The 24,597-nt window shown below is 59.6% G+C and carries 25 protein-coding genes and 1 tRNA gene; 1 reads left to right on the forward strand and 25 read right to left on the reverse strand.

From position 1 onward, the window contains the following. Positions 1-48 precede the first annotated feature (48 nt). The 16 genes from DESUT3_RS10990 to murJ form a co-directional block, all read right to left on the reverse strand. On the reverse strand, positions 49-1,047 hold the full coding sequence (locus tag DESUT3_RS10990; protein ID WP_221248525.1) for a sigma-70 family RNA polymerase sigma factor: 999 nt from the start codon (positions 1,045-1,047) through the stop codon (positions 49-51). A 65-nt stretch (positions 1,048-1,112) separates the two neighbouring features. Then, a complete protein-coding gene (locus DESUT3_RS20925; protein ID WP_225911698.1) occupies positions 1,113-1,418 on the reverse strand; it encodes a murein hydrolase activator EnvC family protein in 306 nt (101 codons plus the stop codon). 595 nt (positions 1,419-2,013) lie between these two features. Further along, a complete protein-coding gene (locus DESUT3_RS11000) occupies positions 2,014-2,607 on the reverse strand; it encodes a YqaA family protein (RefSeq protein WP_221248527.1) in 594 nt (197 codons plus the stop codon). Positions 2,608-2,615: 8 nt separating this feature from the next. Continuing rightward, positions 2,616-3,266, reverse strand: coding sequence for a protein-L-isoaspartate(D-aspartate) O-methyltransferase (locus DESUT3_RS11005; protein WP_221252526.1), 651 nt, complete (start codon positions 3,264-3,266; stop codon positions 2,616-2,618). A 1-nt stretch (position 3,267) separates the two neighbouring features. Further along, positions 3,268-4,047 (reverse strand): 5'/3'-nucleotidase SurE, encoded by a 780-nt coding sequence (surE, locus tag DESUT3_RS11010; RefSeq protein ID WP_221248528.1) that lies wholly within the window; start codon positions 4,045-4,047, stop codon positions 3,268-3,270. 34 nt (positions 4,048-4,081) lie between these two features. Continuing rightward, entirely contained in the window at positions 4,082-4,453 is a 372-nt protein-coding gene (locus DESUT3_RS11015; protein WP_221248529.1) for a MerR family transcriptional regulator, read from the reverse strand. Between the two features lie 33 nt (positions 4,454-4,486). Next, positions 4,487-4,768 carry an integration host factor subunit alpha gene (locus tag DESUT3_RS11020; RefSeq protein WP_221252527.1) on the reverse strand — a complete coding sequence of 94 codons (282 nt, stop codon included), beginning with the start codon at positions 4,766-4,768 and terminating at the stop codon, positions 4,487-4,489. Positions 4,769-4,850: 82 nt separating this feature from the next. Then, a complete protein-coding gene (pheT, locus tag DESUT3_RS11025; protein WP_221248530.1) occupies positions 4,851-7,265 on the reverse strand; it encodes a phenylalanine--tRNA ligase subunit beta in 2,415 nt (804 codons plus the stop codon). A 60-nt stretch (positions 7,266-7,325) separates the two neighbouring features. Further along, on the reverse strand, positions 7,326-8,342 hold the full coding sequence (gene pheS, locus DESUT3_RS11030) for a phenylalanine--tRNA ligase subunit alpha (protein ID WP_221248531.1): 1,017 nt from the start codon (positions 8,340-8,342) through the stop codon (positions 7,326-7,328). Positions 8,343-8,605: 263 nt separating this feature from the next. After that, complete coding sequence (rplT, locus tag DESUT3_RS11035) at positions 8,606-8,962, reverse strand: 50S ribosomal protein L20 (protein WP_221248532.1); 357 nt, start codon at positions 8,960-8,962, stop codon at positions 8,606-8,608. 113 nt (positions 8,963-9,075) lie between these two features. Next, the gene (gene rpmI, locus DESUT3_RS11040) at positions 9,076-9,273 is read right to left on the reverse strand and encodes a 50S ribosomal protein L35 (RefSeq protein WP_221248533.1); all 198 of its coding nucleotides are present in this window, start codon (positions 9,271-9,273) and stop codon (positions 9,076-9,078) included. Positions 9,274-9,346: 73 nt separating this feature from the next. After that, the gene (infC, locus tag DESUT3_RS11045; protein ID WP_221252528.1) at positions 9,347-9,862 is read right to left on the reverse strand and encodes a translation initiation factor IF-3; all 516 of its coding nucleotides are present in this window, start codon (positions 9,860-9,862) and stop codon (positions 9,347-9,349) included. 11 nt (positions 9,863-9,873) lie between these two features. Next, positions 9,874-11,790: a threonine--tRNA ligase gene (gene thrS / locus DESUT3_RS11050; protein WP_221248534.1), complete on the reverse strand. Its 1,917-nt coding sequence runs from the start codon at positions 11,788-11,790 to the stop codon at positions 9,874-9,876. Positions 11,791-11,862: 72 nt separating this feature from the next. Then, positions 11,863-11,937 (reverse strand) — tRNA-Val (locus tag DESUT3_RS11055). Between the two features lie 101 nt (positions 11,938-12,038). Continuing rightward, entirely contained in the window at positions 12,039-12,572 is a 534-nt protein-coding gene (locus DESUT3_RS11060; protein ID WP_221248535.1) for a methylated-DNA--[protein]-cysteine S-methyltransferase, read from the reverse strand. 4 nt (positions 12,573-12,576) lie between these two features. Further along, positions 12,577-14,142: a murein biosynthesis integral membrane protein MurJ gene (gene murJ / locus DESUT3_RS11065; protein ID WP_221248536.1), complete on the reverse strand. Its 1,566-nt coding sequence runs from the start codon at positions 14,140-14,142 to the stop codon at positions 12,577-12,579. 261 nt (positions 14,143-14,403) lie between these two features. On the opposite strand from murJ, the gene rpsT reads away from it, so the two are divergent. Beyond that, positions 14,404-14,667, forward strand: coding sequence for a 30S ribosomal protein S20 (gene rpsT / locus DESUT3_RS11070; protein WP_221248537.1), 264 nt, complete (start codon positions 14,404-14,406; stop codon positions 14,665-14,667). Positions 14,668-14,714: 47 nt separating this feature from the next. Here the strand turns inward: rpsT and holA are convergent, their stop codons facing one another. The 9 genes from holA to DESUT3_RS11115 form a co-directional block, all read right to left on the reverse strand. Further along, positions 14,715-15,731 (reverse strand): DNA polymerase III subunit delta, encoded by a 1,017-nt coding sequence (holA, locus tag DESUT3_RS11075; protein WP_221248538.1) that lies wholly within the window; start codon positions 15,729-15,731, stop codon positions 14,715-14,717. Between the two features lie 24 nt (positions 15,732-15,755). Beyond that, entirely contained in the window at positions 15,756-16,280 is a 525-nt protein-coding gene (gene lptE / locus DESUT3_RS11080; RefSeq protein ID WP_221248539.1) for an LPS assembly lipoprotein LptE, read from the reverse strand. Then, a complete protein-coding gene (gene leuS, locus DESUT3_RS11085; RefSeq protein WP_221248540.1) occupies positions 16,277-18,832 on the reverse strand; it encodes a leucine--tRNA ligase in 2,556 nt (851 codons plus the stop codon). Before leuS ends, lptE begins: the two co-directional genes overlap by 4 nt. 166 nt (positions 18,833-18,998) lie before the next feature. Next, entirely contained in the window at positions 18,999-19,217 is a 219-nt protein-coding gene (gene infA / locus DESUT3_RS11090) for a translation initiation factor IF-1 (protein ID WP_221248541.1), read from the reverse strand. 189 nt (positions 19,218-19,406) lie between these two features. Then, complete coding sequence (locus DESUT3_RS11095) at positions 19,407-19,787, reverse strand: response regulator (RefSeq protein WP_221248542.1); 381 nt, start codon at positions 19,785-19,787, stop codon at positions 19,407-19,409. A 21-nt stretch (positions 19,788-19,808) separates the two neighbouring features. Next, positions 19,809-20,645, reverse strand: a complete 837-nt coding sequence (locus DESUT3_RS11100) for a GAF domain-containing protein (RefSeq protein WP_221248543.1) — start codon at positions 20,643-20,645, stop codon at positions 19,809-19,811. Between the two features lie 34 nt (positions 20,646-20,679). Next, entirely contained in the window at positions 20,680-21,750 is a 1,071-nt protein-coding gene (locus tag DESUT3_RS11105) for a protein-glutamate methylesterase/protein-glutamine glutaminase (protein ID WP_404826967.1), read from the reverse strand. After that, complete coding sequence (locus tag DESUT3_RS11110; RefSeq protein WP_221248545.1) at positions 21,729-22,607, reverse strand: CheR family methyltransferase; 879 nt, start codon at positions 22,605-22,607, stop codon at positions 21,729-21,731. The genes DESUT3_RS11105 and DESUT3_RS11110 overlap by 22 nt, the downstream gene beginning before the upstream one ends. Positions 22,608-22,614: 7 nt before the next feature. Next, positions 22,615-24,597 carry a HEAT repeat domain-containing protein gene (locus DESUT3_RS11115; RefSeq protein ID WP_221248546.1) on the reverse strand — a complete coding sequence of 661 codons (1,983 nt, stop codon included), beginning with the start codon at positions 24,595-24,597 and terminating at the stop codon, positions 22,615-22,617.

Here is a 24,597-nt window from a genome sequence, read left to right on the forward strand (position 1 = left end):
AATAGGCTTGGGTGGCGTTACTTTAGGCTCTCAGGCGGCACGGCCTGATCAATCGTCTTCGCCCTGGGCCTCTGCGATTCCGACAGCGCTTTTTTCTTCCCGGATTTTTCTGAGCTTTTCGAGACTTTTCGCCTCGATCTGGCGGATGCGTTCGCGAGTCACCCCAAAGCGACGGCCGATGGTGTCGAGGGTTTGGGGCTCGCGATCATCCAGTCCAAAGCGCAGGGTAAGGATCTCTCTCTCGTTTTCGCTGAGCGTTCCCAGCCACTCGGCCACGTGCGCGTACTTGTTGAGATCCTCGATAAGCGTCGAGGGGTCCACGGCGGAGGGGTCCTCGATGGTATCCATGAGGCTGTAATCGTTGTTCTCCCCCATGGGGTGCTCGATGGAGTAGGTCTTCTTGACCAGCACCATGAGGCGTCTGACATAGCTCGGTTGAACTCCCATGGCTTCCGCCAGCTCGTTTACCTGGGGTTCGCGGTTGAATTTGTGCACCAGTTCGCGGCTGATCTTGATCAGCTTGTTGATGTCATCCGAGACATGCACCGGCAGGCGGATGGTGCGGCTCTGGTTGACCAGGGCCCGCTCGATGGACTGGCGGATCCACCAGGTTGCGTAGGTGGAAAAACGGCACTCCTTGCTCAACTTGAACCGTTCGACCGCCTTGATGAGCCCCATGTTCCCCTCCTCGATCAGATCGAGGAATGGCAGACCGCGATTCATGTAGCGCTTGGCGATTTTCACCACCAGCCGCAGGTTGGATTCGATCATCCGGTCGCGGGCGGACTTGTCCCCCTGGGAAATCCTCCGGGCAAGCTCCCGCTCCTCTTCGGCGGTCAACAGGTTGGTCTTCTGGATCTCCTTGAGATAGAGCTTGATGGCATCGTCCGAATGGTCGTCGTACTGGTGCTCCTGCTCCTCTTCTTCCTTTTCGTCGTCCTCGGCCTGGTCCTCCTCGGAGGGGGTGAAGTCCTCAGGGTTATCATCCTCTTCGGCGGCGTCGCGATCGAGGTCCATATCGTCGTAGTCGTAGATCGTTTCGTCCATTGCGAGTTGGTTCTCCAGCTGGGGAAAAGTGAAAAAGCCTTAAAAATTCTAAGAGATAGGGGAAATCAAGGCAAGTAAAAAATGGGGTCGACCGCCTGTTTGCCATGGCGGATTTCAAAATGAAGCCGAGGGTTCCCTCCGCTTGGTGGCCTTCCCGAAAGAGCGATTTTCTGCCCCTGGCCGACAAACGTCCCGGCCTTGACCAGATTCGACTGATTATACCCGTAAACCGTGTAGAAGGAATCGTCGTGCTTGAGAATGATCAGGTTGCCGAAACCCTTGACTCCGTTGCCGCTGTAGATGACCTGCCCGGCCGCCGATGACTGAACGGCCGACCCCGGCGCGGCGGCAATCTCGATCCCTTTGCTCACCTCGCCGTTTTTTTGCCCGAATCCCCGCAGGATTTTCCCTTTGAGGGGATAGATGAACTTGCCCTTGACAGCGGTTGGCGGTGGCGCAGCGGTGCGCTGCGGAGCCGGGGGCTGCGGTTTGGGCGCTGCTGCAGGGGCCGGGGATGGGCTCTTGACCCACCCTGCGGGTCCGGATGGCGCCGATGCCGACGGAGGCACGCCGGCTGGTGCCGCAGGGGTTCCCGTCGACGGGGGCACGGTGGCCGGGACCTGGAGGACACTGCTGGCACCGGGGATGAACAACCTGCTCCCGACACGCAAGCGGGACGGATCGTCGATGCCGTTGATGCGGGCGATGTACCTCTCGTCAACCCCATAGGCTCGGCTTATCCGATAAAGGGTCTGCCCCTGGTGAACCTCGTGAAAAACCCCTTCCGTCGTCGCGCATCCCCACAACAAGGGAAGCAACAGGAGGGTTTTATATGATCGAAGCACCATGTTCCCCCACTGGATTCGAATTCCCCCGGACCTCCGCCGACCACCCTAGCGAAAACCGCCCGGTTTCGTCAACCTCGACAAAAACCGGCGGCCGCAAACCGGCCCGGCCGTTGCGTAGTCAGAAGACGAATTTGAATACCAGAACCCCGCCGACCAGCAGAACCATGAAAACGATCGTCAGCAGGTTGAAATATTTTTCGATGAACTCGCGTATCGCAGGCCCATAGCGGTATATCAGCCAGCCCACCAGGTAAAACCTCAGGCTCCGACTGACCGCGGAGGCGAGGATAAATACGGGGAAGTTGATCTTGAAGGCCCCGGCGCCAATGGTGATCACCTTGTAGGGGATGGGGGTAAACCCGGCGGTGAAAACCGTCAGAAAATCATACGCCGAAAACAGCCCCTGCACCCTGGCGAAAACCTCCTCGGTGAAGCCCGGCACATAATTGAAGAAGTAGCTGTCGACCACGCCCCAAAGGCTGTAGCCGATCCCATACCCTGCAACCCCGCCGAGCACCGACCCGACCGAGGCGATAAGGGCAAAACGGAAGGCCCCGGCAGGCAGGGCGATGCACAGGGTGATCAGCAGGACATCGGGGGGGATGGGGAAGAAGGAAGATTCGGCAAACGCCAACAGGAAAAGGGCCGGGACCCCATAGGGGGTTTCGGCCCAATGCAGAACCCAGTCGTAGAGCCTCCGCACCAGTTGCATAGGTCGACCTATTCCTTCTCCCAGCCAAATTTGCCCACCAGGGGAACGAAGCGGCAATCGAGAAGATTCTCTTCGTGATACTCTTTGGCGGCGGTGCGGGTGACCCGCTTGAGGATCTGGCTGCCAAATTCCCCGACGGGAATGACCAGGCGCCCCCCGACCACGAGCTGATCGAGATACCTGGTCGGGATCGAGGGGGCTCCGGCGGTGACGATGATGGCGTCGAAGGGCGCCTCCTCCTCCCAACCGAAGGTTCCGTCCGTGACCTTGATGTTGATATTGTTCTGCCCGATGCCGTCGAGGATGCGGCGAGCCCGGCGGGCCAGGGAGGCAAACCGCTCAACCGAATAGACGCGGGAGGCGATCTGGTCGAGCACCGCGGCCTGGTAGCCGGATCCGGTGCCGATTTCGAGGACCCGCTCCCCCCCCTTCAAGGCCAACGCCTGGGTCATAAAGGCCACCATGAAGGGCTGGGAGATGGTCTGTTTCTCCCCGATGGGCAGCGGAAAATCGCTGTAGGCCTGACTCTGCAGCGCCTCCTCGACAAACAGGTGGCGGGGAATTCTCTGCATGGCCTTGATCACCAGAGGATCGCTCACTCCGCGACCTTTGATCTGGCGTTCGACCATCTGCCGACGCGCTATGGAAAAATCAAGCATGTTAGTCATCGCCGCCCGCGTCCGGCGCGGAAGCCCTCAGCTGGTCAAGTCCCCAACCTTCCAACTGGCTGAAGGAACGATAATTCGTCAAATCGAGATGCAGGGGGGTCACGGAGATGCAGCGGTCCTGGATGGCGCTGAAGTCGGTCCCCTCGATGTCTTTGAAGCCCAGGTCCCCCCCCCCGATCCAGTAATACTTGCGTCCTCTCGGGTCGATATTCTCCACCACGACGTCACCGTAGACTCGCTTTCCCTGGCGGGTCAAACGCACCCCTGCGGGTCTGCCGGGAGGCACATTGACGTTGAGAAAGGTATCGGGCGGCAGTTGGCGATCCTGGACCAGGCGCCCCAAACTGAGGGCGAAATCGGCAGCGGGGAGAAAATCGGCTTTGCTAAAGGAATCTCCGGCGAGCGACACGGCAAAGGCGGGGACGCCCATCAAAGTAGCTTCGAAAGCTGCGGCAACGGTTCCGGAGTAGGTAATGTCGTCGCCCAGGTTCCCTCCGCGGTTGATGCCGGAGACCACCAGGTCGGGTCGAACGGAGAGCAGGCCGTGGATCCCGAGGTTTACGCAGTCGGTGGGGGTACCGTCGATGGCGAAGAAACCGGGGCGGACCTCTTCGGCCCTGAGTGGGGAATGCAGGGTCAGGGAGTGGCCGACGGCACTGCGCTCCCGGTCGGGGGCGACCACGACCACCTCGCCGAGATCATTCAGTCTCTCGGCAAGAACCTGGATGCCCGGAGAGAGGATCCCGTCGTCATTGGTTACCAGTATCAGCAAGTATTCCTCGACTAAACCTGCCGTGGAGGGGGAGTCAGTCTGGTTTGCCTGAAGTGGACAGAGAGTCCCTGAGTCGCTTCAGATCCTCCCGCAACTCAGCCAACGCCTGCTGTTGGGGCGTTTGCGCAAGGGGAAGACTCATCTGGGAAATATTGACTGGACCGTCTTCGCGGAGCTTTTTCCTGGCTCCAGCGATGGTGAAACCCTGCCGGTAGAGCAAGTCCTTGAGATACAGAACCAGCTCGATGTCCTTGCGCCGGTAAAGCCGTTGTTTGCTCTGGCTCTTGGCTGGCCGGAAAACGCCGAACTCCGATTCCCAGTAGCGCAAAACGTGCGGCTTGATGCCGGTAAGTTCGGCTACTTCGCCAATCTTGAAATAGAGCTTGTCGGGAATCTCGATGTCCATGCCCCACGCCACAGAGCCGGGACGGGAGGAAGGTTATTCCCCCCCGTTGATAGCTGCCTTAAGGACCTGACTGGGCTTGAAGGTGAGGATTTTCCGCGAACTGATTTCGATTTCATCGCCGGTCTGCGGATTGCGACCACGCCGGGTGGCTTTGTCCTTGACCACGAAATTGCCGAAACCGGCGATCTTGATCTTTTCCCCCTTCTCGAGGTTATCTTTCATCAGGTCGAAGACTGTTTCAACGATTTCGGCGGATTCCTTTTTGGAGAATCCGGTTTTCAGGTACACATTTTCGATAAGATCCGCCTTCGTCATATAGCCTCCACTTCCCGTAGTGCACAGGTCCTTGAATTTGCTGGTTTTATACCACAGGAAAATACAGTTATCAACCTGTTTTTCAACGTATTTCCGCATTCAGTTCGCGACAGAGGGTTGCCACGATCCTGCCGTGAGCGGCCTGAATTTCCTCGTCGGTAAAGGTCTTCTCCAGGGACCGATAGCGCACCCGGATGGCCATGCTCTTTTTCCCCTCCGGGATCCCCTTGCCCCGGTAGACATCAAAAAGCACAACATTTTCAATATGTTTGCTCTTGACACCCTGAATCTTCTCGAACAGATCCGCGGCACTTACGCTTTCATCGACGAGCAGCGCGGTGTCTCGATAAACATCCGGAAATTTTGAAATCTGGCTGAACCCGGGGTGAGACTGGGCCAGCGAAAATACCATTTCCAGGTCGAGGTCGGCCAGGTAGACCGGGGATTCGATTTCAAAATTCCCCAGCACCCGCGGATGCACCTCCCCCAGGGTGCCGAGGATTTTATCCCCAACGCGCAGGGTGCAGGACTTGCCCGGGTGCAAAAAGGGTTCGCTGCGGCTGCTGTCGAAGACCAGGCTGCCGACGCGGAATTGTTCGAGCAGCGATTCGATGACCCCTTTCAAATCGTAGAAATCTACCGTCTGGCCGTTTTGGGCCCACCCCTCGGGTTCGCGCCGGCCGCACATGGCCGCTACCAGGCGGGCCTTTTCCCGGGGAAGTTCCTCCTGGGGATCGACACAGAAAACCGGGCGCACCTCGACCAGGCGCAAATCGAGCGAGCGGTAGGCGAGATTGCCGGCCACGGTTTCCAGAACGCTCGGCACCAGCGTGGTGCGCATGACCGACTGTTCCTCGGTCAAGGGGTTGAGGATTTTAACCATCTGCCGTCGCGGGTCCTGGCCGTCGAGACCGATCCGTTCCAGCGCCGCGGGAGCGATGAACGAATAATTGATGACCTCGGAAAAACCCACTTTGACCATGTGGTCACGGGCGGATTTCACCTGCCGCTGGTGCTCAGGCAGCAGGTGGCAGAGGCTGCGTCCGACGGGCATGGTTACCGGAATCCGGTCGTAGCCGCCGAGCCGCGCCACTTCCTCGATCAGGTCGATCTCCCGCTCCAGGTCCGGGCGAAAGGAGGGGACGGTCACGTACAGGGCACCATCCTCGCGGTCGATGGCCAGTTCGCAGCCCAACCCGATAGAGCGCAGCATCTGCTTGATGTCCAGGGCGTCGATCTTAAGGCCGAGCACCTCACTGGCCTTTCTGGCGGTGATGGTCAAGCGGCGCTCCGCCAACACGCTGGGATAGACGTCGATGGCCCCCCGGGCAATGGTCCCCCCGGCCAGCTCGGCGATCAACGCCGCGGCGCGGTCCAGCGCAACCCGGGCCATGTTGACGTCGGCCCCGCGCTCGAAGCGGTGAGAAGATTCGGTATGGATCCCCAGTCTTTTGCTGGTTCTCCGGATGGTCGCAGGATTGAAATAGGCGGCTTCGAGCAGGATATCGACCGAGTCGGGCTGAACTTCGGAATTCTGCCCCCCCATGATCCCGGCCAGGGCGACCGGGCCCTCGGCGTCGCAGATGGTCAGGTCACCCGCTTCCAGCACGTGCTGCTTGTCGTCCAGGGTAGTGAATGCCTCCCCCTCCCCGGCCCGACGAACGACTATCCGTCCTCCGCGCAGCAGGTTGTAATCGAAGGCATGCAGCGGATGGCCCAACTCCATGAGCACGAAATTGGTCACATCCACCACGTTGTTGATGGAACGCATCCCCACGGTCTGCAGTTTGCGAACCATCCATTCCGGCGAGGGTCCGATCTTGACTCCCCGGATCAACCGGGCGGAATAACGCGGACAGAGACCGGGTTCGTCCACCGTCACGGAGCTCTGCCCGCGGATGTCGTCGCCGTTCTCCACCAGCTCGAATTTGGGCAGGCCAAGGGGGGCGCCGACCATGGCCGCCACCTCCCGGGCAACGCCCACCACGCTCAGGCAATCCGGGCGATTGGGAGTCAGGCCGATTTCGTAGCGCACGTCCTTCAGGCCGAGCGCGGCCATCACCGGCTTACCGAGGGCAAGGCCCGGCGGCAGGATCATGATTCCTTCCGATTCCTCGGCGAGACCCAACTCCTTTTCGGAGCAGAGCATACCCATGGACTCCTGGCCGCGAATCTTGGATTTCTTGATCTTAAAGTCGCCGGGAAGAACCGAACCGACCTGGGCGAAGGCCACCAAATCCCCGGCCCTGTGGTTTTTTGCGCCACAGACCACCTGCACGGTATCGGTGCCGGTCTCAACGCGGCAGACGGTCAGCCGGTCCGCATCGGGATGGCTGTCGACGGCGGCGAGCCTGGCAACGATAACGCTGTCGAGCCCGTCCCCGAGCTTTTCCATGGCGTCGACCTCGAGCCCAGCCATGGTCAGCCGATGGGAAAGCTCCTCGGGGCTGAGATCGAAATCAACAAATTCCTTGAGCCAGTTATAGGTAACGATCATCGGTTCAGATCCTTGGTTATCAAATAGTTGCCAACTGCCCTTCTATAAGGGAAAAACCGCTCAGAACTGCTTCAGGAACCGCAGGTCGTTGGCAAAGAACAGACGCAGGTCATTGACACCGTATTTCAGCATGGCAATTCTCTCCAGACCCATCCCGAAAGCGAAACCTGAGTAGACCTCGGGGTCGTAATTCACGGATTTGAAGACCTCGGGGTCGATCATGCCGCTGCCGAGAATTTCCAGCCAGCCGGAATTCTTGCACACCCGGCACCCGGAACCTCCGCAGATGACGCACTGGATATCGACTTCGGCGCTGGGTTCGGTGAAGGGAAAGAAGGACGGCCGGAAGCGGACCCCGACCCCCTTGCCGAAAAACTGGGTCACGAAGGTGGTCAGAACGCCCTTGAGATCGCCGAAGGTAACGTGGCGGTCGACCAGAAAGCCCTCAATCTGGTGGAACATGGGGCTGTGGGTGAGGTCCGAGTCGCGCCGATAGACGGTGCCGGGCGCGATCACCCGTACCGGCGGCGCCTGGCGCAGCATGGTGCGGATCTGCACGGGCGAGGTATGGGTGCGCAGCACCACATCGTCGGAAACGTAGAAGGTGTCCTGCATGTCCCGGGCAGGATGATCCTTGGGGATGTTGAGGGCTTCGAAATTGTAGAAATCCTTCTCCACTTCCGGCCCCTCGGCTACCCCGAACCCGAGAGAGGCGAAAATCTCGGTTATCTGCTCGGCGACCAGGGTGATCGGATGTTTCGACCCCAGCGCCCCATGACGCCCGGGCAGGGTTACATCGATCTTTTCTTCCTCAAGACGGCGGCGCAGGTCGCTTTCCTGAACGACCTCGAGCCGGGTCTGAAAGAGGGATTCAATCTGCTCCTTGACCCGGTTGGCAAGCGCACCGACAACCGGCCGCTCGTCAGCGGAAAGTGCGCCCATCTCCTTCATGATCCGGGTCAGCTCCCCTTTTTTGCCAAGGAATCGTACCTTGATCTCCTGCAGCGCGGGTTCACTGCCTGCCGCTTCCAGGGCAGCCAGAGCGTCCTGCAACATCGCTTCAAGTCGTTGCTTCATTTGCAATCCCAGGTGTGTATGGTTTGACTTCCATCCCCGCAAAGCCATGACGGAGGCAATGTCCAACCTCCCCGAATAACAGGGGGCGGATGGCCCGGATTCGGGACGTCGGGCTGTCAGGTATTGATCCTGGAGGCACGGGGAGAGTTGGGATAGTCGGGTGTAGAGAAGTATCGGGGCAGGTCCGCCCAATCGGTCCCGCCCCTCCGTCCACCGCAAAAAAAAAGAGATGAGGGAGGCCCTCATCTCTTTTTTTCAGAGTCTCACTGCAACTGGGCCTTGGCCTTGGCGACAATGGCACTGAATCCGGTGGGATCGGTGACCGCAAGCTGTGCCAGGATTTTCCGATCCAGCCCGATTTCGGCCTGCTTCAGCCCGAAAACCAACCGGCTGTAGGAGAGGCCGTTTTCGCGGGCGGCTGCATTGATCCTCGCGATCCACAGCGCCCGGAAATCCCGCTTTTTGACCCGGCGATCGCGGAACGCGTAATTCAGCGCTCTGTCGACGGCCTCGGTGGCGCTGCGAAACAGTTTGCTGCGCGCCCCACGATAACCTTTGGCGAGCTTTAGAACCTTGTTGCGTCTGCGTCTCGCTTTTACTCCACGTTTTGCTCTCGGCATTTTTTGCTCCTTCTGTGTTCAAAATAAACGGCATCACTGCCGTTGCCGGATCTGAAGGGGGAGACAAGTGTCCCCTCAGTTCACGGACTTAAAGCCGAGCCGGAACTCTCGCCCTAGAGATAGGGGATCAACCGGCTGATATTCTTGTGATCGCGCGCATCGACGACGGTGGACTGGCGCAGGTCGCGCTTGCGCTTGGTGCTCTTCTTGGTCAGAATGTGGCTGGTAAAAGCCTTGTTGCGGCGGATTTTGCCGGTTCCGGTCTTGCGGAAACGCTTTGCAGCGCCGCGGTTGGTTTTGATTTTGGGCATGACCCATCTCCTTCCGGGTGGTTATTTGATTTCGTTTTCGACTCGGCGGGAATTCCCGCACGGCCGCAACGGTCTATTTCTTACTGGGGGCAATCACCATGTGCATGAACCGGCCCTGCATGCGGGGCATCGATTCGACCTGGCCGAGGTCCTTGACCTCTTCGGCGACCTTTTCGAGCAGGTTCCTGCCGAACTCGGGGTGAGTGACTTCGCGGCCGCGGAACATGACGGTGACCTTAACCTTGTTCCCTTCCTCGAGGAAGCGCCGAGCGTGCTTGACCTTGAACTGGAAGTCATGCTCCTCGGTCTTCGGGCGCATCTTGACTTCCTTCAATTCGACCTTGGCTGTCTTTTTCCGGGCCTCCGCGGCACGCTTGCTGGCCATGTACTTGTACTTGCCATAGTCCATGATCCGGCATACCGGAGGCGTTGCCCCCGGGGAGACTTCCACCAGGTCGAGGCCGCGTTCAGCCGCGGCAGCCAGCGCGTCCTCCAGACGCAGGATGCCAAGCTGCCCGCCCTCGTCGTCGATGACGCGAACTTCCCGGGCGCGAATGGCGCGATTGACGTTGGTCTCTTGCTTAGCTATGGTGCCACCTCCTAGTGGTATTGCCTGCACTCTTCCTGAACGAAGCGGACGAACTCGGCAGGCGTCATTGGGTCAAGGGTCTTGCCGTTGCGGAAGCGCGGGGCCACCGTCCCGTCGGCCATTTCCTTGTCCCCGACAACAAGCATATACGGGACCTTTTCCACCTGAGCCTCGCGGATCTTGAATCCGAGTTTCTCATTGCGGAGGTCCTTCTGCACACGAACACCCTCGGCCCGCAGCGCGCTGTAAACCTTTTCTGCGTACTCGGCCTGATTGTCCGTCACGTTTACCACGACGGCTTGCACGGGCGAGAGCCAGAGCGGGAAGTTGCCTGCGAAATGCTCGATCAGCACCCCGACAAAGCGCTCAATGGCCCCGAGGATCACTCGATGCACCATGACCGGACGGTGCCGCTCCCCGTCACGCCCTACGTAGGTGAGATCAAAACGCTCGGGCAGGGTAAAATCGCACTGGATTGTAGCACATTGCCACCTTCTGTCAAGCGCGTCCTTCAGCTTGATATCGATCTTCGGCCCGTAAAAGGCGCCGTCCCCCTCGTTGATTTCATAGGGGAGCCCCGAGTCGTTCAGGGCGCTCATCAGGGCACCGGTGGCACGCTCCCAGTCGGCGTCGCTGCCGATGGACTTCTCCGGGCGGGTGGAAATCTCCATTTCGTATTCGAAGCCGAAGATCCCCATGACGTCCTGGACAAAACGCAGCACTCCCTTGATCTCGGCGTCGAGCTGTTCGGGCATGCAGAGAATATGGGCATCATCCTGGGTAAAGCCGCGCACCCGCAGCAGGCCATGCAGCACGCCGGACTTTTCATGCCGATGCACCGTACCCAACTCGAAGTACCGCAGGGGAAGATCCCGATAGGAGCGCATCTGCGACTTATAGATGAGCATATGGGCCAGGCAGTTCATCGGCTTGATGCCGAAGCTCTGTCCTTCGACCTCGGTGAAGTACATGTTTTCCCGGTAGTTTTCGTAATGCCCGGAAGTCTTCCAGAGGTCGGTGCGCAGGATCTGCGGCCCCATGACGATATCGTAGCCGCGCTTGAGGTGCTCGCGGCGCTCGAAATCCTCGAGCAGGGTACGCAGCAAAGCCCCTTTGGGATGCCAGATTACCAGGCCCGGCCCGGCTTCCTCATTGAACGAGAACAGGTCGAGTTCGCGCCCGAGGCGGCGATGGTCGCGCTTTTTGGCCTCTTCGAGCCTGAGCAGATAGGCCCGAAGCTCTTTTTTGTCCGGAAAGGCGGTGGCGTAGATGCGCTGCAGCATGGCATTGCGCTCATCGCCCCGCCAGTAGGCCCCGGCCACGCTGATCAGCTTGAAGGCCTTGAGATGCCGTGTGCTGGGCAGATGCGGACCGCGGCAGAGATCGACAAAATCTCCCTGCCGATAGAGGGAGACGGTTTCGTTGGGAAGGTCCTCGATCAACTGGACCTTGAAAGCCTCACCCATGTCCCTGAACAGCTGGATGGCGCTGTCCCGGCTCATCTCCTCGCGGACGATGGGCAGGTCCTGTTCGGCGAGCTCACTCATTTTTTGTTCGATGCTGTCGAACTCTTCGGGAGTGAAGGTGTGCTTTTCGCTGAAGAAATCGTAATAGAAACCAGTCTCGATGGCCGGACCGATGGTCACCTGGACCTGGTCACCGTAGAGAGACTTGACCGCATGGGCCATCAAGTGGGCGGCCGAATGCCGGTAGACCTCGAGGCCGAGCGGCGTACCAAGAGTGACAAGCTCGAGCTTCGAATCGACGTTGAGAGGGGTGTTGGCGTCGACCAGGCGTCCGTCGACCTTGGCGGCAACGGTATCCCTGGCCAGCCTCTCGCCAATGGAGCGGGCCACGTCGAGCGGGGTGCTCCCCACGGGAAACTCCCTGCGAGATCCATCCGGCAATGTCACATGAACCTGGTCCATACTGCTCTCCGCGAATGAAAAGAGGCATCCGGGGATGCCTCATTCTTCTGCTGACGGTTGTCGCGATTTAAATGGTAGGCACGGGCGGGATTGAACCGCCGACCCCTACCGTGTCAAGGTAGTGCTCTCCCACTGAGCTACGTGCCTACAACCGAAACGCCGACAACATTTATCAAAAGACCCCGAGAGATGTCAAGCACTTTGTTTTGCAGATCAATTTTTGCCGGTTTTGTTTCAGGCTTCAGGTTTCAGGTCTCACCTCCCGATTGTTCGAACCTGAGCAATTGCTCTTTTGAGGCGATGCCAGCCCCGCCCGAGTAGCCGACCATCTTGCCTGCGCTGCCAAGCACCCGGTGGCAGGGAACAATGATCGGAAAAGGGTTGCGGGCCATGACTCCGCCTACGGCTCGCGCCGCCCGAGGGCTGCCGGCCAGGGAGGCAAGCTCGGCATAACTCAGAGTCTGGCCGAAGGGGACCTCGCGCAGGGCTTGCAGGACACGAACCGCAAAGGGGCTCAGCCCCCGAAAATCCAGGGGCAGGTCGAAACTCCTGGAGCGCCCCCCGAAATAGCCGGCCAGTTGGGCTATGGCCAGCTCGAGCAGCGCATTGTCCTGCAGCAGGGCATCAGGGTAAGCTTGCCGCAGATGCGCCAGCACCTGCTGCTTCTGGCGATGGAAGAAAACCTCCACCAGCCCCGCCCTGCCCGCCGCCAGGCCCAGCCAGCCCACCGGCGAAAACCAGAGGCGACACCTGGCGCCGTCGACCTCGACTTTCCTGTTCACCGTTTCACCTCGCGACTTTTCGCCGCAGCATCGAAAAAACCTCCTGGGCCTCGCCAACGCGCATCAGCAGGCACCCGCCCCAGTATACCAGAGCCCCGGCGCCAATGCCCGCCGCCAAAAGCGCGGCCTTGAATGCGCCCCTTCCCGCCTCGGCCCAGGGGCCGAAGGACAGCGTGAACCACACGACCAGCCCCATGGCGGCGGTAGGCAACAGGATTTTAAGCAGGGTCAGGTAGACCGCCCTCAAACCCAGCAGCCCGAGTTTCCGGCGAAGGGCTACCAAAAGAGCTACCGCGTTGAACAGGGAGGACAGGGTCAACGCCAGTGCCAGCCCGACATGCTGCAAAGGCCCCATCAAGGCCAGCCCAAGCCCTGCGTTGACCAGAAAAGTGAAGAAGGAGATCAGAACCGGCGAGCGAGTGTCCTTCAAGGCATAGAAGGCCGGCACCACCACCCGGCTGACCCCGAGGAACAACAGACCCGGAGCGTAGGCGGCAAGCGCCAGGGCGGTCTGCCTGACCTCTTCGTAGCCGAATGCCCCTTTCATGAAGAACAGGCTGTAAACCGGGACGGCACAGAAAACCAGACCGACGGCCGCCGGAAGAGTGATCAGAATGATGATCGACAGGGCGAAGCGAAAAGAGTCCTTGAGGCCTTCATGGTCACCGAGGGAAGCCTGGCGACTCATGGACGGCAGCACCGCCTGGGCCAGCGCCACAATGAAGATGCCCTGAGGGAACTCGAACAGGCGCTGGCTGTAATAAAGATAGGAAACGCTCCCTTCGGGCAGAAAAGAGGCCAGCAGCTTGGTCACCACGGCGTTGACCTGGTAAATGGCCACCCCGGCGAGCCCCGGCAGCATCAACCGGCTGACCCGGACGACGGCCGGATGCCGGAAATGAAAATCCGCCCGCAGATGAACCCCCATCCTCCGCAGCACGGGATACTGCATGACCAGTTGCACCACCCCGCCGACCAGAACGCCGACGGCCAGGGCCATGATCGGTACCTCGAAATAGTCACGCAGGAAAATCGCACAGAAAATCATCGCCAGATTGAGCAGCAATGGCGAGACCGCGGGATAGAAATAATGCCCCTTTACGTTGAGCACCCCGGTCAACAGGGCCAGCAGACTGACGAAAAAGATGTACGGGAACATGACGCGGTTCAGCAGATCGGTCAGGGCAAGCTTGCCCTCGACGGCGCCGAAGCCGAAGCCGATGGCCCTTACGATCAGCGGCGAGCAGAGCACGCCGACCACCACCACGGCGCCCAGGACCAGAAACAACAGCGTCCAGCAGATATTGGCCACCCGCGCGGCTTCCTCTTCCCCCTGTCGATGTTGAACATCGGCGAAGGTCGGCACAAAGGCGGCGGTCAAAGAGCCTTCGGCGAAAAACCTCCGCAGCAGATTGGGAATGGTGAAGGCCATGAAGAAGGCATCGGTGGCAAAACCGGCGCCGAACATCCCGGCAACCACCATATCCCTGATCAGTCCGGCGACCCGGCTCATGCTGGTGGCTAACCCCATGACGCCGGTAGCCCGCGTTATCTGTTTTTTTTCCGACATACCTGCAGCCCTGCCCTCCCCGGGCGGAAATAACAGTCAGGATCGGCAGCGCGCCGACCGCCAACCCTTCAGAAAATCCCCCAACAGTGGATTATTTTTATTTAATTCCCCATTGCGAGTAAATAAGTTACTGATGCCATTGATCATTCCAATTTCGATTGGAGTATTTTTAACTTGACGAGGCCATCAGCCGGTGATATAAATCTAGCGCTGCAAACAATTACAAAAAAAATTTTCATCCCTGTTTCGGAGGAAAGAACCTTGGCCAATCACAAGTCAGCGCTTAAACGCAACAAGCAGAACGCGGTCCGCAACGCCAGAAACACCCACATCCGCTCCACCATGCGGACTTATGTCAAGCAGGTTCGCGAGGCCGTTTCCGGCGGCGACCAGGCAGCGGCGAAAACCGCCCTGGAAAAAGCTATCCCGTTTATCGACAAGGCTGCCACCAAAGGCGTGATTCATAAAGCCACCGCCAGCCGCAAGATTTCCCGCCTGACCAAACTGGTCAACGTCATCCAGTAGTAACCCAGCTTTGCCAATTTAAAAGGGGCCCGTTCAGGGCCCCTTTTTTATTCTCTCCCCGCAGCCGCGTCCCGATGAGCCGCAATGGTGAGAACCAGGTTCTCCAGGACCGCCGATGGATGGGCGCCACTGGACTTGAGTGCCAGGTCGGCGGCGAGAAAAATATCGAAAAACACCGGGTATTGCCGGGGTCCGAAGCTTTTACACTGGCGGACCAGCCCATCGATGAAGTAGGGATTGACCCCGACGCGACGGGCCAAATCCCTGTGGGGCACGCCCTGCTCAACCAGCTCCCGGGTTTTCCAGAGCTGGCGAAAATGCCGGACCATCATGTTAAGAATCAGCAGCGGCGCCACCCCTTCGTCCAGCAGGCGCCCCAGCAGGCGCAGCCCCTCGGCCGCGTCCCTCCTGCCGAGGACGTTGGTCAGATCAAAAATGCTGTCCACTCTGGTATCGGAGACGATGGCGGCGACGTCGGCCGTATCGACCAGGGTCTTGGCGCCGAGGTAGTCGAAAAGCTTGCCGAGTTCGCCGTGGACCTCCTGCAGGTTGCTCCCCACCCGCCGGCAGAACAGGGCCAGGGCATCCTCGGTAAAACTGCGCTGCCGCTCCCGTGCCTGTTCCTGAACGAAGGCCGGGATCTGGTTTTCGTATAACTTCTTGAATTCGACCAGCGCCCCGTGCTTCTTGAACTCCTGGAAGAATTTCTTGCGCCCGTCGATCTTGTCGCCGACAAAGGTAAGACAGGTTTCGGCGACGGGGTCTTTCAGGTAGGGGATGAAGGCTTCGAGCTGGGCGGCAGGGATCTCCTGGGCATCCTTGATCAGCACCAGGCGGTGGCTTGCCAGCACCGGCAAGGTGCGAGCGGTGTCGAGAACCGCTTCGGCCTGCAGGGTCTTGCCGTGATAAAGGCTGAAATTGAAATCCCTGGTATCGGCCGCGACCAGCGCCTCGCGGATAGTCTGCACGGCCTTGTCCAGATAGAACCCCTCCTCACCGTAGAGGAACAGCAGTTCGGGGATCTTTCTTGCCTGGATGGCACGTTTAAGCTCTGTCGGAGTCATTCCACCTCAACCCGGCAGCCAGGGTCAGAAGTCATCGCTAAGCCTGAAATAGAGCTCTTCGGCGAGTCGCCTGCTGATCAGGGCGATGGCCGCGGCCTCGTTGTCCTCCTGGATGTTCTTTTCGAGGCCGGCCGGGTATTCCTGGGCCCAGGAAACGAGCCCTTTCCAAAGCACCCGATCGTCGGCAGAGCGCCGCAACAAGGCGTTTACACTCATGCTCGAACGAAATTCGAGGATGTTGTCGTCCTGGTCGTAGGAGATGGCGTCGGTCCGGTAACTGGTCACCGCCCCGGACAGGACCGCGTCGGCCTCCTCGAGCGCCTCCACCACACGAAAACCACCGCGCCTGGAGAACTCGCTTACCAGCGCATTGGTGAAACTGACCTCGAGAAACGGCTCAGACCCGGGGTTGACAAAAGGCTCGATGCGCAGCTTTCCCACTGCGGCGAGGGCCCCCTGCCCCTCTCCCCTGCCAGGCGGATGATACCCGCAGCCACCCGCCGCCAGCAGCAGGGCAAGGCCCAGCACGATAAGCCAGAAGCGGATCACCCTGCCACCACGTTGACCAGGCGCCCCGGGACCACGACCACCTTGCGGACGCTCTTGCCTTCAAGAAAGCGTGCGACGTTGGGGTCGCCAAGCGCAGCTTCACGGACGGCGGCTTCGTCGGCACCGGCAGGCACGGTCACCTTTCCCCGAACCTTGCCGTTGACCTGGACCACGATCAGTTTTTCATCCTCGACCAGCGCCGCCTCGTCCCAGCTGGGCCAACCGGCCAGCAGCAAATCCTCCTGGTGCCCCAGCCGGGCCCAGAGCTCCTCCGCGATATGGGGCACGAAGGGGGCCAAAAGCCGGACCACAGCTTCGAGAGATTCGCGCAGCACCGCGGGGTTTTCCCGTTTGGCCTCGAAAGCGTAGATGGCGTTCACAAGCTCCATGACCGCGGCGATGGCGGTGTTGAAGTGGAAGCGGCCATCGATATCCTCGGTGACTTTTTTTATGGTCCGGTGAGTAATCCGGCGCAGGGTGCGGGCCTCCCCCTCGGAACCTGGATGCTCCTGGGGGCCCTGCATCAACTCGAGATTATCATAGACCGCCCGCCAGACGCGGTGCAGGAAACGGTAGCAGCCCTCCACCCCCTGCTCGTTCCACTCGAGATCCTTCTCCGGGGGGGCGGCAAACAGCGAAAACAACCTGGCGGTGTCCGCCCCGTAACGATCGATCAGCCCGTCGGGGTCGATGACGTTCTTTTTCGATTTGCTCATCTTCTCGGTGCGGCCGACCTTGGCCTCGCTCTGGCATTTCACGCAGCGGCCGTCGACGAGTTCCTCGGGAAAGAGCCAGCCGTGCTTCGGGCAGGACCAGGTTTCCTTGCAGACCATGCCCTGGGTGAGCAGGTTGGTGAAGGGTTCGTCCACCTGCATCATCCCCAGGTCGCGCAACACCTTGGTGAAGAACCGGGCATAAAGCAGATGCATGACCGCATGCTCGATGCCGCCGATATACTGGTCGACAGGCAGCCAGTATTCAACGGCCTGGCGGTCGATCGGCCCGGAGGGGAAATCGGGGCAGGCGTAGCGGGCAAAGTACCAGGAACTCTCGACAAAGGTGTCGAAGGTGTCGGTCTCGCGCCTGGCCGCCTCGCCGCACTGGGGGCAGGTGACGGTCAAGAAGGATTGGTTTTTTGCCAGGGGCGAGCCCCCCTCGCCGGTAAATTCGACGTCGGTCGGCAACACCACCGGCAAATCTTTTTCGGGGACGGGGACCGTCCCGCAGACGTCGCAGTAAATGATGGGGATCGGCGTACCCCAGTAGCGCTGCCGGGAGACCCCCCAGTCGCGCAGGCGGTAGTTGATGGTCTTTCTGCCGATGCCCTCCACTTCCAGGAACTCGGCGATCTTTTCCTTGGCCGTCTCGTTTTCCAGGCCGTCAAACTGTCCCGAGTTGACCAGGCGGCCGGGACCGGTCCAGGCCTCGGTCATGGTTTCCGGGCTCAGGGTCTGCCCCTCGGGCTGGATGACCACGCTCAGGGGCAGCCGGTATTTCCCGGCGAATTCGAAATCCCGCTGGTCGTGGGTGGGGACGGCCATGACCGCGCCGGTCCCGTATTCCATCAGCACGAAATTGGCCAGGTACACGGGCATTTTCTGCCGGGTAAGCGGATTGATGCAGCAGGTTCCGGTGAACACGCCCTCTTTTTCGAAATCATCGCTGGTACGCCGGGCCTTGTCCTGCCGCCTGACTTTGGCGATGAACGCCTCGACCTCAGCGCGTTGCCCCTCGGTTACCAGCTCCATGGCCATGGGGTGCTCAGGCGCCAGGCTCATGAAAGTGGCGCCGAACAGGGTGTCCGGCCTGGTGGTGAACACCCGGATCTTGTTGACGCTGTGTTCGATGGGAAACTCGATCTCGCATCCCGTACTGCGACCGATCCAATTGCGCTGCATGGTCAGCACCGGCTCGGGCCACCCCTCGAGGTGCTCGGTCCAGTCGAGCAGTTCCTGCGCATACTCGGTGATTTTAAAGAACCACTGGTCCAGTTCCTTGGCTTCAACCTCGCTGTCGCAGCGCCAGCAGCAGCCGTCTTCGACCTGTTCGTTGGCCAAGACGGTCTGGCAGTCGGGGCACCAGTTGACGGCACTGGTTTTCTTGTAGGCCAGCCCCCGCTCGAACATTTTCAGAAAGACCAGTTGTTCCCATTTATAGTAGTCCACATCACAGGTGGCGAATTCGCGGTCCCAGTCGTAGGAAAGGCCCATTTTCTTGAGCTGGGAGCGCATATTGTCGATATTTTCATAGGTCCACTTGGCCGGGTGCGTGCCGTGCTGGATCGCCGCGTTCTCAGCGGGCATGCCGAAAGCGTCCCACCCCATCGGGTGCAGCACGTTAAAACCCTGCATCCGCTTGAAGCGCGCCACCACATCGCCGATGGAATAATTTCTGACATGTCCCATGTGAATGCGCCCGGAGGGATAGGGGAACATCTCCAAAAGATAGTATTTTTTCCGGGTGGGGTCTTCGCAGACCTTGAAGGACTTGTTTTTCTGCCAGAAACTTTGCCAGGTGGATTCCACCGACTTTGGATTATAGCGCTCTTCCATGAATCCTCCGCAGCCATGAGGCCTGCTGGTTACAAACAGGAAAACCGGCCTGAGCCGGTATGCAGCAACAACTGGGGCACGAGGGTCTTCCCGCCGGCGGTCCGGGGACGCACCCTCGCCGCCGCTCCTCATCCTCCCGGCCCGGGTTATGGACCTTCCGGCGGACCTATTTCTCCCGGTAGGTAATGCGGCCCCTGGTCAGGTCGTAAGGCGACAACTCGACGGTGACCCGGTCCCCCGGAAGAATACGGATATAAAACTTGCGCATCTTCCCGGAAATGTGCGCCAGTACAACGTGGCCATTATCGAGCTTGACCCTGAACATGGCATTGGGCAGAGGTTCGATTACCTCGCCCTCGACTTCGATCGCTTCTTCTTTGGCCAAAGGTTCCTCCTTGAAGGTTTAAATGCCGCGCGAACCAGCAGGTCCCGCTGCGGCAATTCAGTGGTTTTGCGACTCGGGCACGCTATTTAACAAGATTTCACAGGGAAAAGTCAACCCTCGGACGAGGGTCGGCAAAATTTTCGGCAACAACGAGGGAATCCAACATTGCCTCGGCAACCCGGTCGGGTTCTATACCTTTAGAAGCCTTTTCACGGCTTCGAGAACCCGGGTCGGCTGGATCGGTTTGGTGAGATATTCATTGGCTCCCAGGGCCATGGCCCGTTCTCTGTCCTCCTGGGCACCTTCGGTGGTGATGATGATGATGGGAACATCCTTGTTGGCGGGATCATTACGCACCAAGCTGACCAGTTTCAGCCCATCCATGATGGGCATATTGATATCGGTCAGGATAAGGTCGAAGCGGTTGCCAGCAATTTTCTTCAGCCCGTCAACTCCGTCCGAGGCCTCGACAATCGTAAATTCCCTTACCCGCTTCAGGGCAAAGACAATCAACTGACGCATGGTCGGCGAATCTTCGACGATAAGAAGCTTGAAATTTTTCGCGGACACGAAGAACCTCCCCCTCCAGGGCTATTTGGTCAGCAGCTCAATGAATCCCTGCATGGTTGAAAGTTTTCTCTCGGATTCGGAATACAACTTGGACGAGAAAATAGCAGTCGCGGCGTGGCCGGCAAGCAGCGTGAACAACTCGTAGTCCACCTCGGCGAAATGGTCCTTCTGCACCAGTAGTTTATAAATGACAATGACGCCAATGACCTGCTCTTTGATCTTCAGCGGGATGCAAACCATGGGCCGGGAAAGTTCCCGGCTGTAACCGGCTATCTCCTCGATGAAATAGTTTTCCCCGGTTTGGGCTGCCTGACCGATGATTCCCTTGCCCATGGGGACTATCGGAAAATCTCCCGTGGCGATCCCCTCGCTGGCAACGGCCTGCAGTTTTTTGGCTTTCTCGTCAAGCAGAAGAATGCCGAATTCTTCCCCACCGATCAAATTAATGATGATTTCCATGATGATCTGCAGGACTTCACGAAAATCCAGGGTCGAATGCAACTGGTAGGAGGCTATGTAGAGGTTGGCGAGTTTATTGTTCTCAGCTTCGATCTCGACATATCGGTTGGCGAAATCGAGATTTTCCTTTTCGACCTGCCTGATCCGGTCGAGAATTTCCACTCTTTCCTGTTCAAGGTCCCTTACCTTACGCCTGAGATGATCTTTCTCAGGGTCCTGGCTATCCGAGGGGTACGATTTTTCCGGGCCCCTCAGGGACTCCTTGAGCTCCAGCAGTTGGAAACGCAGCCGTTCGTTCTCCTTGAGCAACTCCTGGGTGAACTCGGCCCCCTTCTTGAACGCCTGGAGAAACTCTTCGGCGCGTTTCACTATCGAGCGGTCGTCATCCCGTTCGGTCATCCCTCATCTCCCGTGGTATATCTGTCTGCTGGAATCAGTTGTAACAGCGGCGCAGAATTTCGCTGCAAATCAGCGGCAAGGGCACCACCTTGTCCACTTTGCCGGTGGCGATCGCCTCTTTGGGCATGCCGAACACGACGCTGGTCTCCTCGGCCTCGGCCAACGCCTGGCCGCCTGCCTTCTTGATGTCCAGGACCCCCTGGGCCCCGTCGTTGCCCATGCCGGTCAGGACCACGCCAAGCAGGTCAGCCCCGAAAACCTCAGCGGCGGATGTGAACATGGCATCCACCGAGGGAACGTAGCGCTGCCCCTCCCTGGGTTCGACGACCTGCACCGACACCTCATCTCCGACCCGGGTAAAAACCAGGTTCCTGCCCCCAGGCGCAACCAGCACGCGACCAGGCAGCAGCAGGTCGCCCGATTTGGCTTCGGCGATTTCGAGATGGCTGTACTTGTTGAGCCGCTCGGCAAAGGCGCGGGTGAAGACCGGCGGCATATGCTGGGACACGGCAAAGGCGATGGGCACCGGTTCCTGGATCGCGGAAAAGATCGCCTGGAGCGCCGGCGGCCCTCCCGTCGAGGCCCCGATCACCACATGGGAAATGGCCTGGCGGGCACTGCTGTTGGCTAACCGGGTGCCGGCACTGCAGGGTGGCTTGACCATGGTGCGCGTGAGCACCTTGCGCAAATCGGTTCGCGCCACCTGGAGAACCTTCTGCACAAGATCCTCGCGGATCTTGACGAGCTCGGGGGAAACCCTGGCGGAAGGCTTGGGTATGAATTCGACGGCGCCCAACTCGAGTGCCTTGAATACGTTTTCATCCTCCGCCAGTGCCGAAACGACGATGACCGGCGTCGGGCGCTGCTCCATGACAATCCGCAGAAAGCCGAACCCGTCCATGCGAGGCATGGCCAGATCGAGGGTGACCAGGTCGGGCTGCAGGTCGAAAACCTTGCGCAGCCCTTCTTCGCCGTCGCAGGCATCCCCGACCACCTCCACGCCGGGGATGGCCTCGAGCATTTTGGCAATAGTCCTGCGGTTGAACGCAGAATCGTCAATAACCAGTATTCGCAGCGGCGAGGTCATGACACCCCTTCCGGGCATTCGGACAGCGAAGGCCTCTGATACACCATGTCGTGGGTAAAATGCCTCAGGGCAAATGCGTTGGAAATATTCATCAAAGATTCCGAGTGACCGAGCAACAGGTACCCCTCGGGTCGCAGCCGATGGTAAAAGCTCTCGATTACCCTGCGCTTGGCGGCCAGATCGAAATAGATGATCACGTTGCGGCAGAAGACCACATCCATTTTACCCAACAGGGCGACCCGCGCCGAATCGAACAGGTTGAGATAGCTGATGGACACCAGGTCCCTCACCCGATCTGAAATCCGGAACTTGCCTTCCGTTTCGGAAAAATAACGTCTCTGGTAATCGGGCTTGGTGCTGCGAAAGGAGCTGGCACCATAGAGCCCTTTCCGGGCGATCTGCAGCACCCGTTGGCTGATATCCGTGCCGATGATTTCGATCTTCCAGTCCCGCAGGGAAGGTTCTTCGAGCAGCAGCATGGCCAGAGTGTACGGCTCCTCGCCGGAAGAGCAGCCGGCGCTCCAGATTCGCAGACTCCGGTCGCCGTTTCGTTCCTTGCGCTCGCGGATTTCGGGAATGATTTCCTCGCTGAAGGTTCTCAGCTGAAAATCTTCGCGGAAAAAATAGGTTTCGTTGGTGGTCAATGCATTGACCACCTCGGTCAACTCCTGGTCACGGTCCTTGTTGTACCGCAGCAGATAATAGTAATCCTTGAACGACTTGAGTCGATGCTGCTGCAGCCGTTTTCCCAACCGCCTTTCCAGCAGGTACTTGGAATCGGGCGTGAAATGAAGTCCGCAGTGCTGGTACACCAGGTCCCGCAGCAAGCGGAACTCTTCATCGTTCATGGGGATTTCGGGGTTGAAAAAAAGCATTTCTACCTCACCCCCGAGTCTGGGTCAACTCTTGGAGAAAATCCTGCAACAGTTGGCGGACCAGTTCCTCACCTTCCACCAGCAGGCGATCTTCCAGAAATTTTCTACAGGCCGGCCCCTCCAATTCGACCATGGCCCGGATAAAGTTGGCCCTGACATCCCAGTGCCGGTGATTGATCAATCCCTGCCGATTCGCGCCGACCCATTCGCGCCGGCCGCTGCCCGCCAGGATCTTGACCGCCGCGGTTACGACTTCCTCATCCTCGTGGGCCAGGGCCTTCTGGGACAGTTCATAAGCGAGCTGAGGAGAGGATTCGCCCAGGGTCTCCAAGGCGGCAATGCCCACCAGGCCGACCGGGTCGAAAAGAGCCTGGCTGATGAGAGTCGTCGCCCGCTCCCCCCCAAGACGCCCCAGAGAACGAACCGCCGCGGCACGCACCCAGATATCCTCGTCCTGCAAAGCAAGTTCCAAAGGCGCCAGTGCCTCCGGATCACCGGTGGAGCCGAGAACCTCGGCGGCCAGTCTGCGCACATCGGCATCCTCGTCGGTCAGGGCGAGCCGCAGGGTGTGCAGATGGCGACTGCCACAGTGTCCCTCCATTGCCCGCACTGCCGCGCGACGGACGTCCGCTGATTCGTCTTTTAGTGCGAAGGCGAGATGCTCCGCGGTTTGGCTGTCCTGACACTGCCCGATAATGACAACCCCGTGCATTCGCAACTGCGGATCGTCTTTTTCCAGCAGGGGTACAACCTCCTGCAGCAGAGTTCCTCCAGCCAGGGGGGCGAGTTCCATCAGTGCCTGGGCGGCAGCCTGTCGTATCTCCTCGGATTCCGCTGCCAGAGCCCCGATCAGATCGGGGATGGAGCCTGGGTCGCCGATCTGCCCCAGGGAGCGGGCACAGACCTGAACCAGGTCGGAATCCCCGGAATGCAGTCCCGATACCAGCAGGGGCCGCGCCGCCCCGCAACGGGCAGCACCGTAGATGTAGGCCAGATAGATTCGCCGGTCAACCCCTGCGGTCTCCCAGAATTCAAGCAGAAGGTCAGCCGCCACGTTGCAGAGTTTAACCAGGCCGGCAAAAGCATCCTGGCGAAGTTCGACGTCTTCCAGCAGATCGAGAAGCTCGGCGGCAAATCGTCCATCGTCAAGCAGGCCGACAATTTGCAAAGCCGCCTCCTGCACCTGGCGGTTCGGGCTTTTGAGCAGGCCACCTACCGCCTGCCTGGCGGATTCGCCGACCGAACCGGCAAGCTGGGCCGAGACTGCCGGAAACTCATGGCTGATTCGCGCCAGGGCGACGGCGGCAGCTTCGCGGACGTTGCGCATGGGGTCAATCAGGCCCTCAACCAGGGGCTCAAGACCGCCGGGGCCGCCGATTCGACCCAGGCAGTCGAAAAGAGCCTTGCGCAGCAGCGGTTCATCCCCAAAAGGGAGAAGCCGACCCACCGGTACGGGCGCTCCGATCTGCCCGAGGGCCTCCAGAATGGTGAAGCGATACAACAGGTCCGCGTTTTCCATGGCCAACAGCAGGGCCGGAACCGCATCGGCCAGTTTGAGCTTGCCGAGATTTTCCGCACCGGCGGCCCGAACGTTCTCGTCGGAATCCTTCAAGGCCGCGATCATCGGCTCAAGGCAGGAGTTGTCGCCGATTTCCCCGAGGATGTCCAGCACGAATTTGCGCACGTCAGGATCACCACAGTCGACCTCCTCGAGCAGAAAGGGGATTGCCTGACGACCCAATCTCGTCAAAATGTCGACGGCCGCATTGCGCAGACCCGCATTGTCGTGGGCATGCAGCAATTCGACGATTTGCCCGGCAAGTTCGCCGGCGCTCGGCAGGGACAAAAAGAGGTCGCTGGCTTCTTTGCGCACCCGCCAGCTCTCATCGCCGAGCGCCTGCAACAGGTGATCGGGTGGGGTTTGAAATCCGCTGCGCGCCAAAAGCCGCAGACCATTCAGCCGCTCTTCCTCCCTGGAGGATTGCAGCAA

This window comes from Desulfuromonas versatilis (genome assembly GCF_019704135.1).
Taxonomy (GTDB): Bacteria; Desulfobacterota; Desulfuromonadia; order Desulfuromonadales; family NIT-T3; genus Desulfuromonas_A; species Desulfuromonas_A versatilis.

Excerpts from the sequence above, each read along its gene's own strand:
- DESUT3_RS10990 (WP_221248525.1), bottom strand. The coding sequence starts at position 1,047 with ATGGACGAAACGATCTACGACTACGACGATATGGACCTCGATCGCGAC.
- DESUT3_RS11000 (WP_221248527.1), bottom strand. The coding sequence starts at position 2,607 with ATGCAACTGGTGCGGAGGCTCTACGACTGGGTTCTGCATTGGGCCGAA.
- DESUT3_RS11005 (WP_221252526.1), bottom strand. The coding sequence starts at position 3,266 with ATGCTTGATTTTTCCATAGCGCGTCGGCAGATGGTCGAACGCCAGATC.
- DESUT3_RS11015 (WP_221248529.1), bottom strand. The coding sequence starts at position 4,453 with ATGGACATCGAGATTCCCGACAAGCTCTATTTCAAGATTGGCGAAGTA.
- DESUT3_RS11020 (WP_221252527.1), bottom strand. The coding sequence starts at position 4,768 with ATGACGAAGGCGGATCTTATCGAAAATGTGTACCTGAAAACCGGATTC.
- pheT (WP_221248530.1), bottom strand. The coding sequence starts at position 7,265 with ATGATCGTTACCTATAACTGGCTCAAGGAATTTGTTGATTTCGATCTC.
- pheS (WP_221248531.1), bottom strand. The coding sequence starts at position 8,342 with ATGAAGCAACGACTTGAAGCGATGTTGCAGGACGCTCTGGCTGCCCTG.
- rplT (WP_221248532.1), bottom strand. The coding sequence starts at position 8,962 with ATGCCGAGAGCAAAACGTGGAGTAAAAGCGAGACGCAGACGCAACAAG.
- rpmI (WP_221248533.1), bottom strand. The coding sequence starts at position 9,273 with ATGCCCAAAATCAAAACCAACCGCGGCGCTGCAAAGCGTTTCCGCAAG.
- thrS (WP_221248534.1), bottom strand. The coding sequence starts at position 11,790 with ATGGACCAGGTTCATGTGACATTGCCGGATGGATCTCGCAGGGAGTTT.
- murJ (WP_221248536.1), bottom strand. The coding sequence starts at position 14,142 with ATGTCGGAAAAAAAACAGATAACGCGGGCTACCGGCGTCATGGGGTTA.
- holA (WP_221248538.1), bottom strand. The coding sequence starts at position 15,731 with ATGACTCCGACAGAGCTTAAACGTGCCATCCAGGCAAGAAAGATCCCC.
- leuS (WP_221248540.1), bottom strand. The coding sequence starts at position 18,832 with ATGGAAGAGCGCTATAATCCAAAGTCGGTGGAATCCACCTGGCAAAGT.
- DESUT3_RS11100 (WP_221248543.1), bottom strand. The coding sequence starts at position 20,645 with ATGACCGAACGGGATGACGACCGCTCGATAGTGAAACGCGCCGAAGAG.
- DESUT3_RS11105 (WP_404826967.1), bottom strand. The coding sequence starts at position 21,750 with ATGCCCGGAAGGGGTGTCATGACCTCGCCGCTGCGAATACTGGTTATT.
- DESUT3_RS11110 (WP_221248545.1), bottom strand. The coding sequence starts at position 22,607 with ATGCTTTTTTTCAACCCCGAAATCCCCATGAACGATGAAGAGTTCCGC.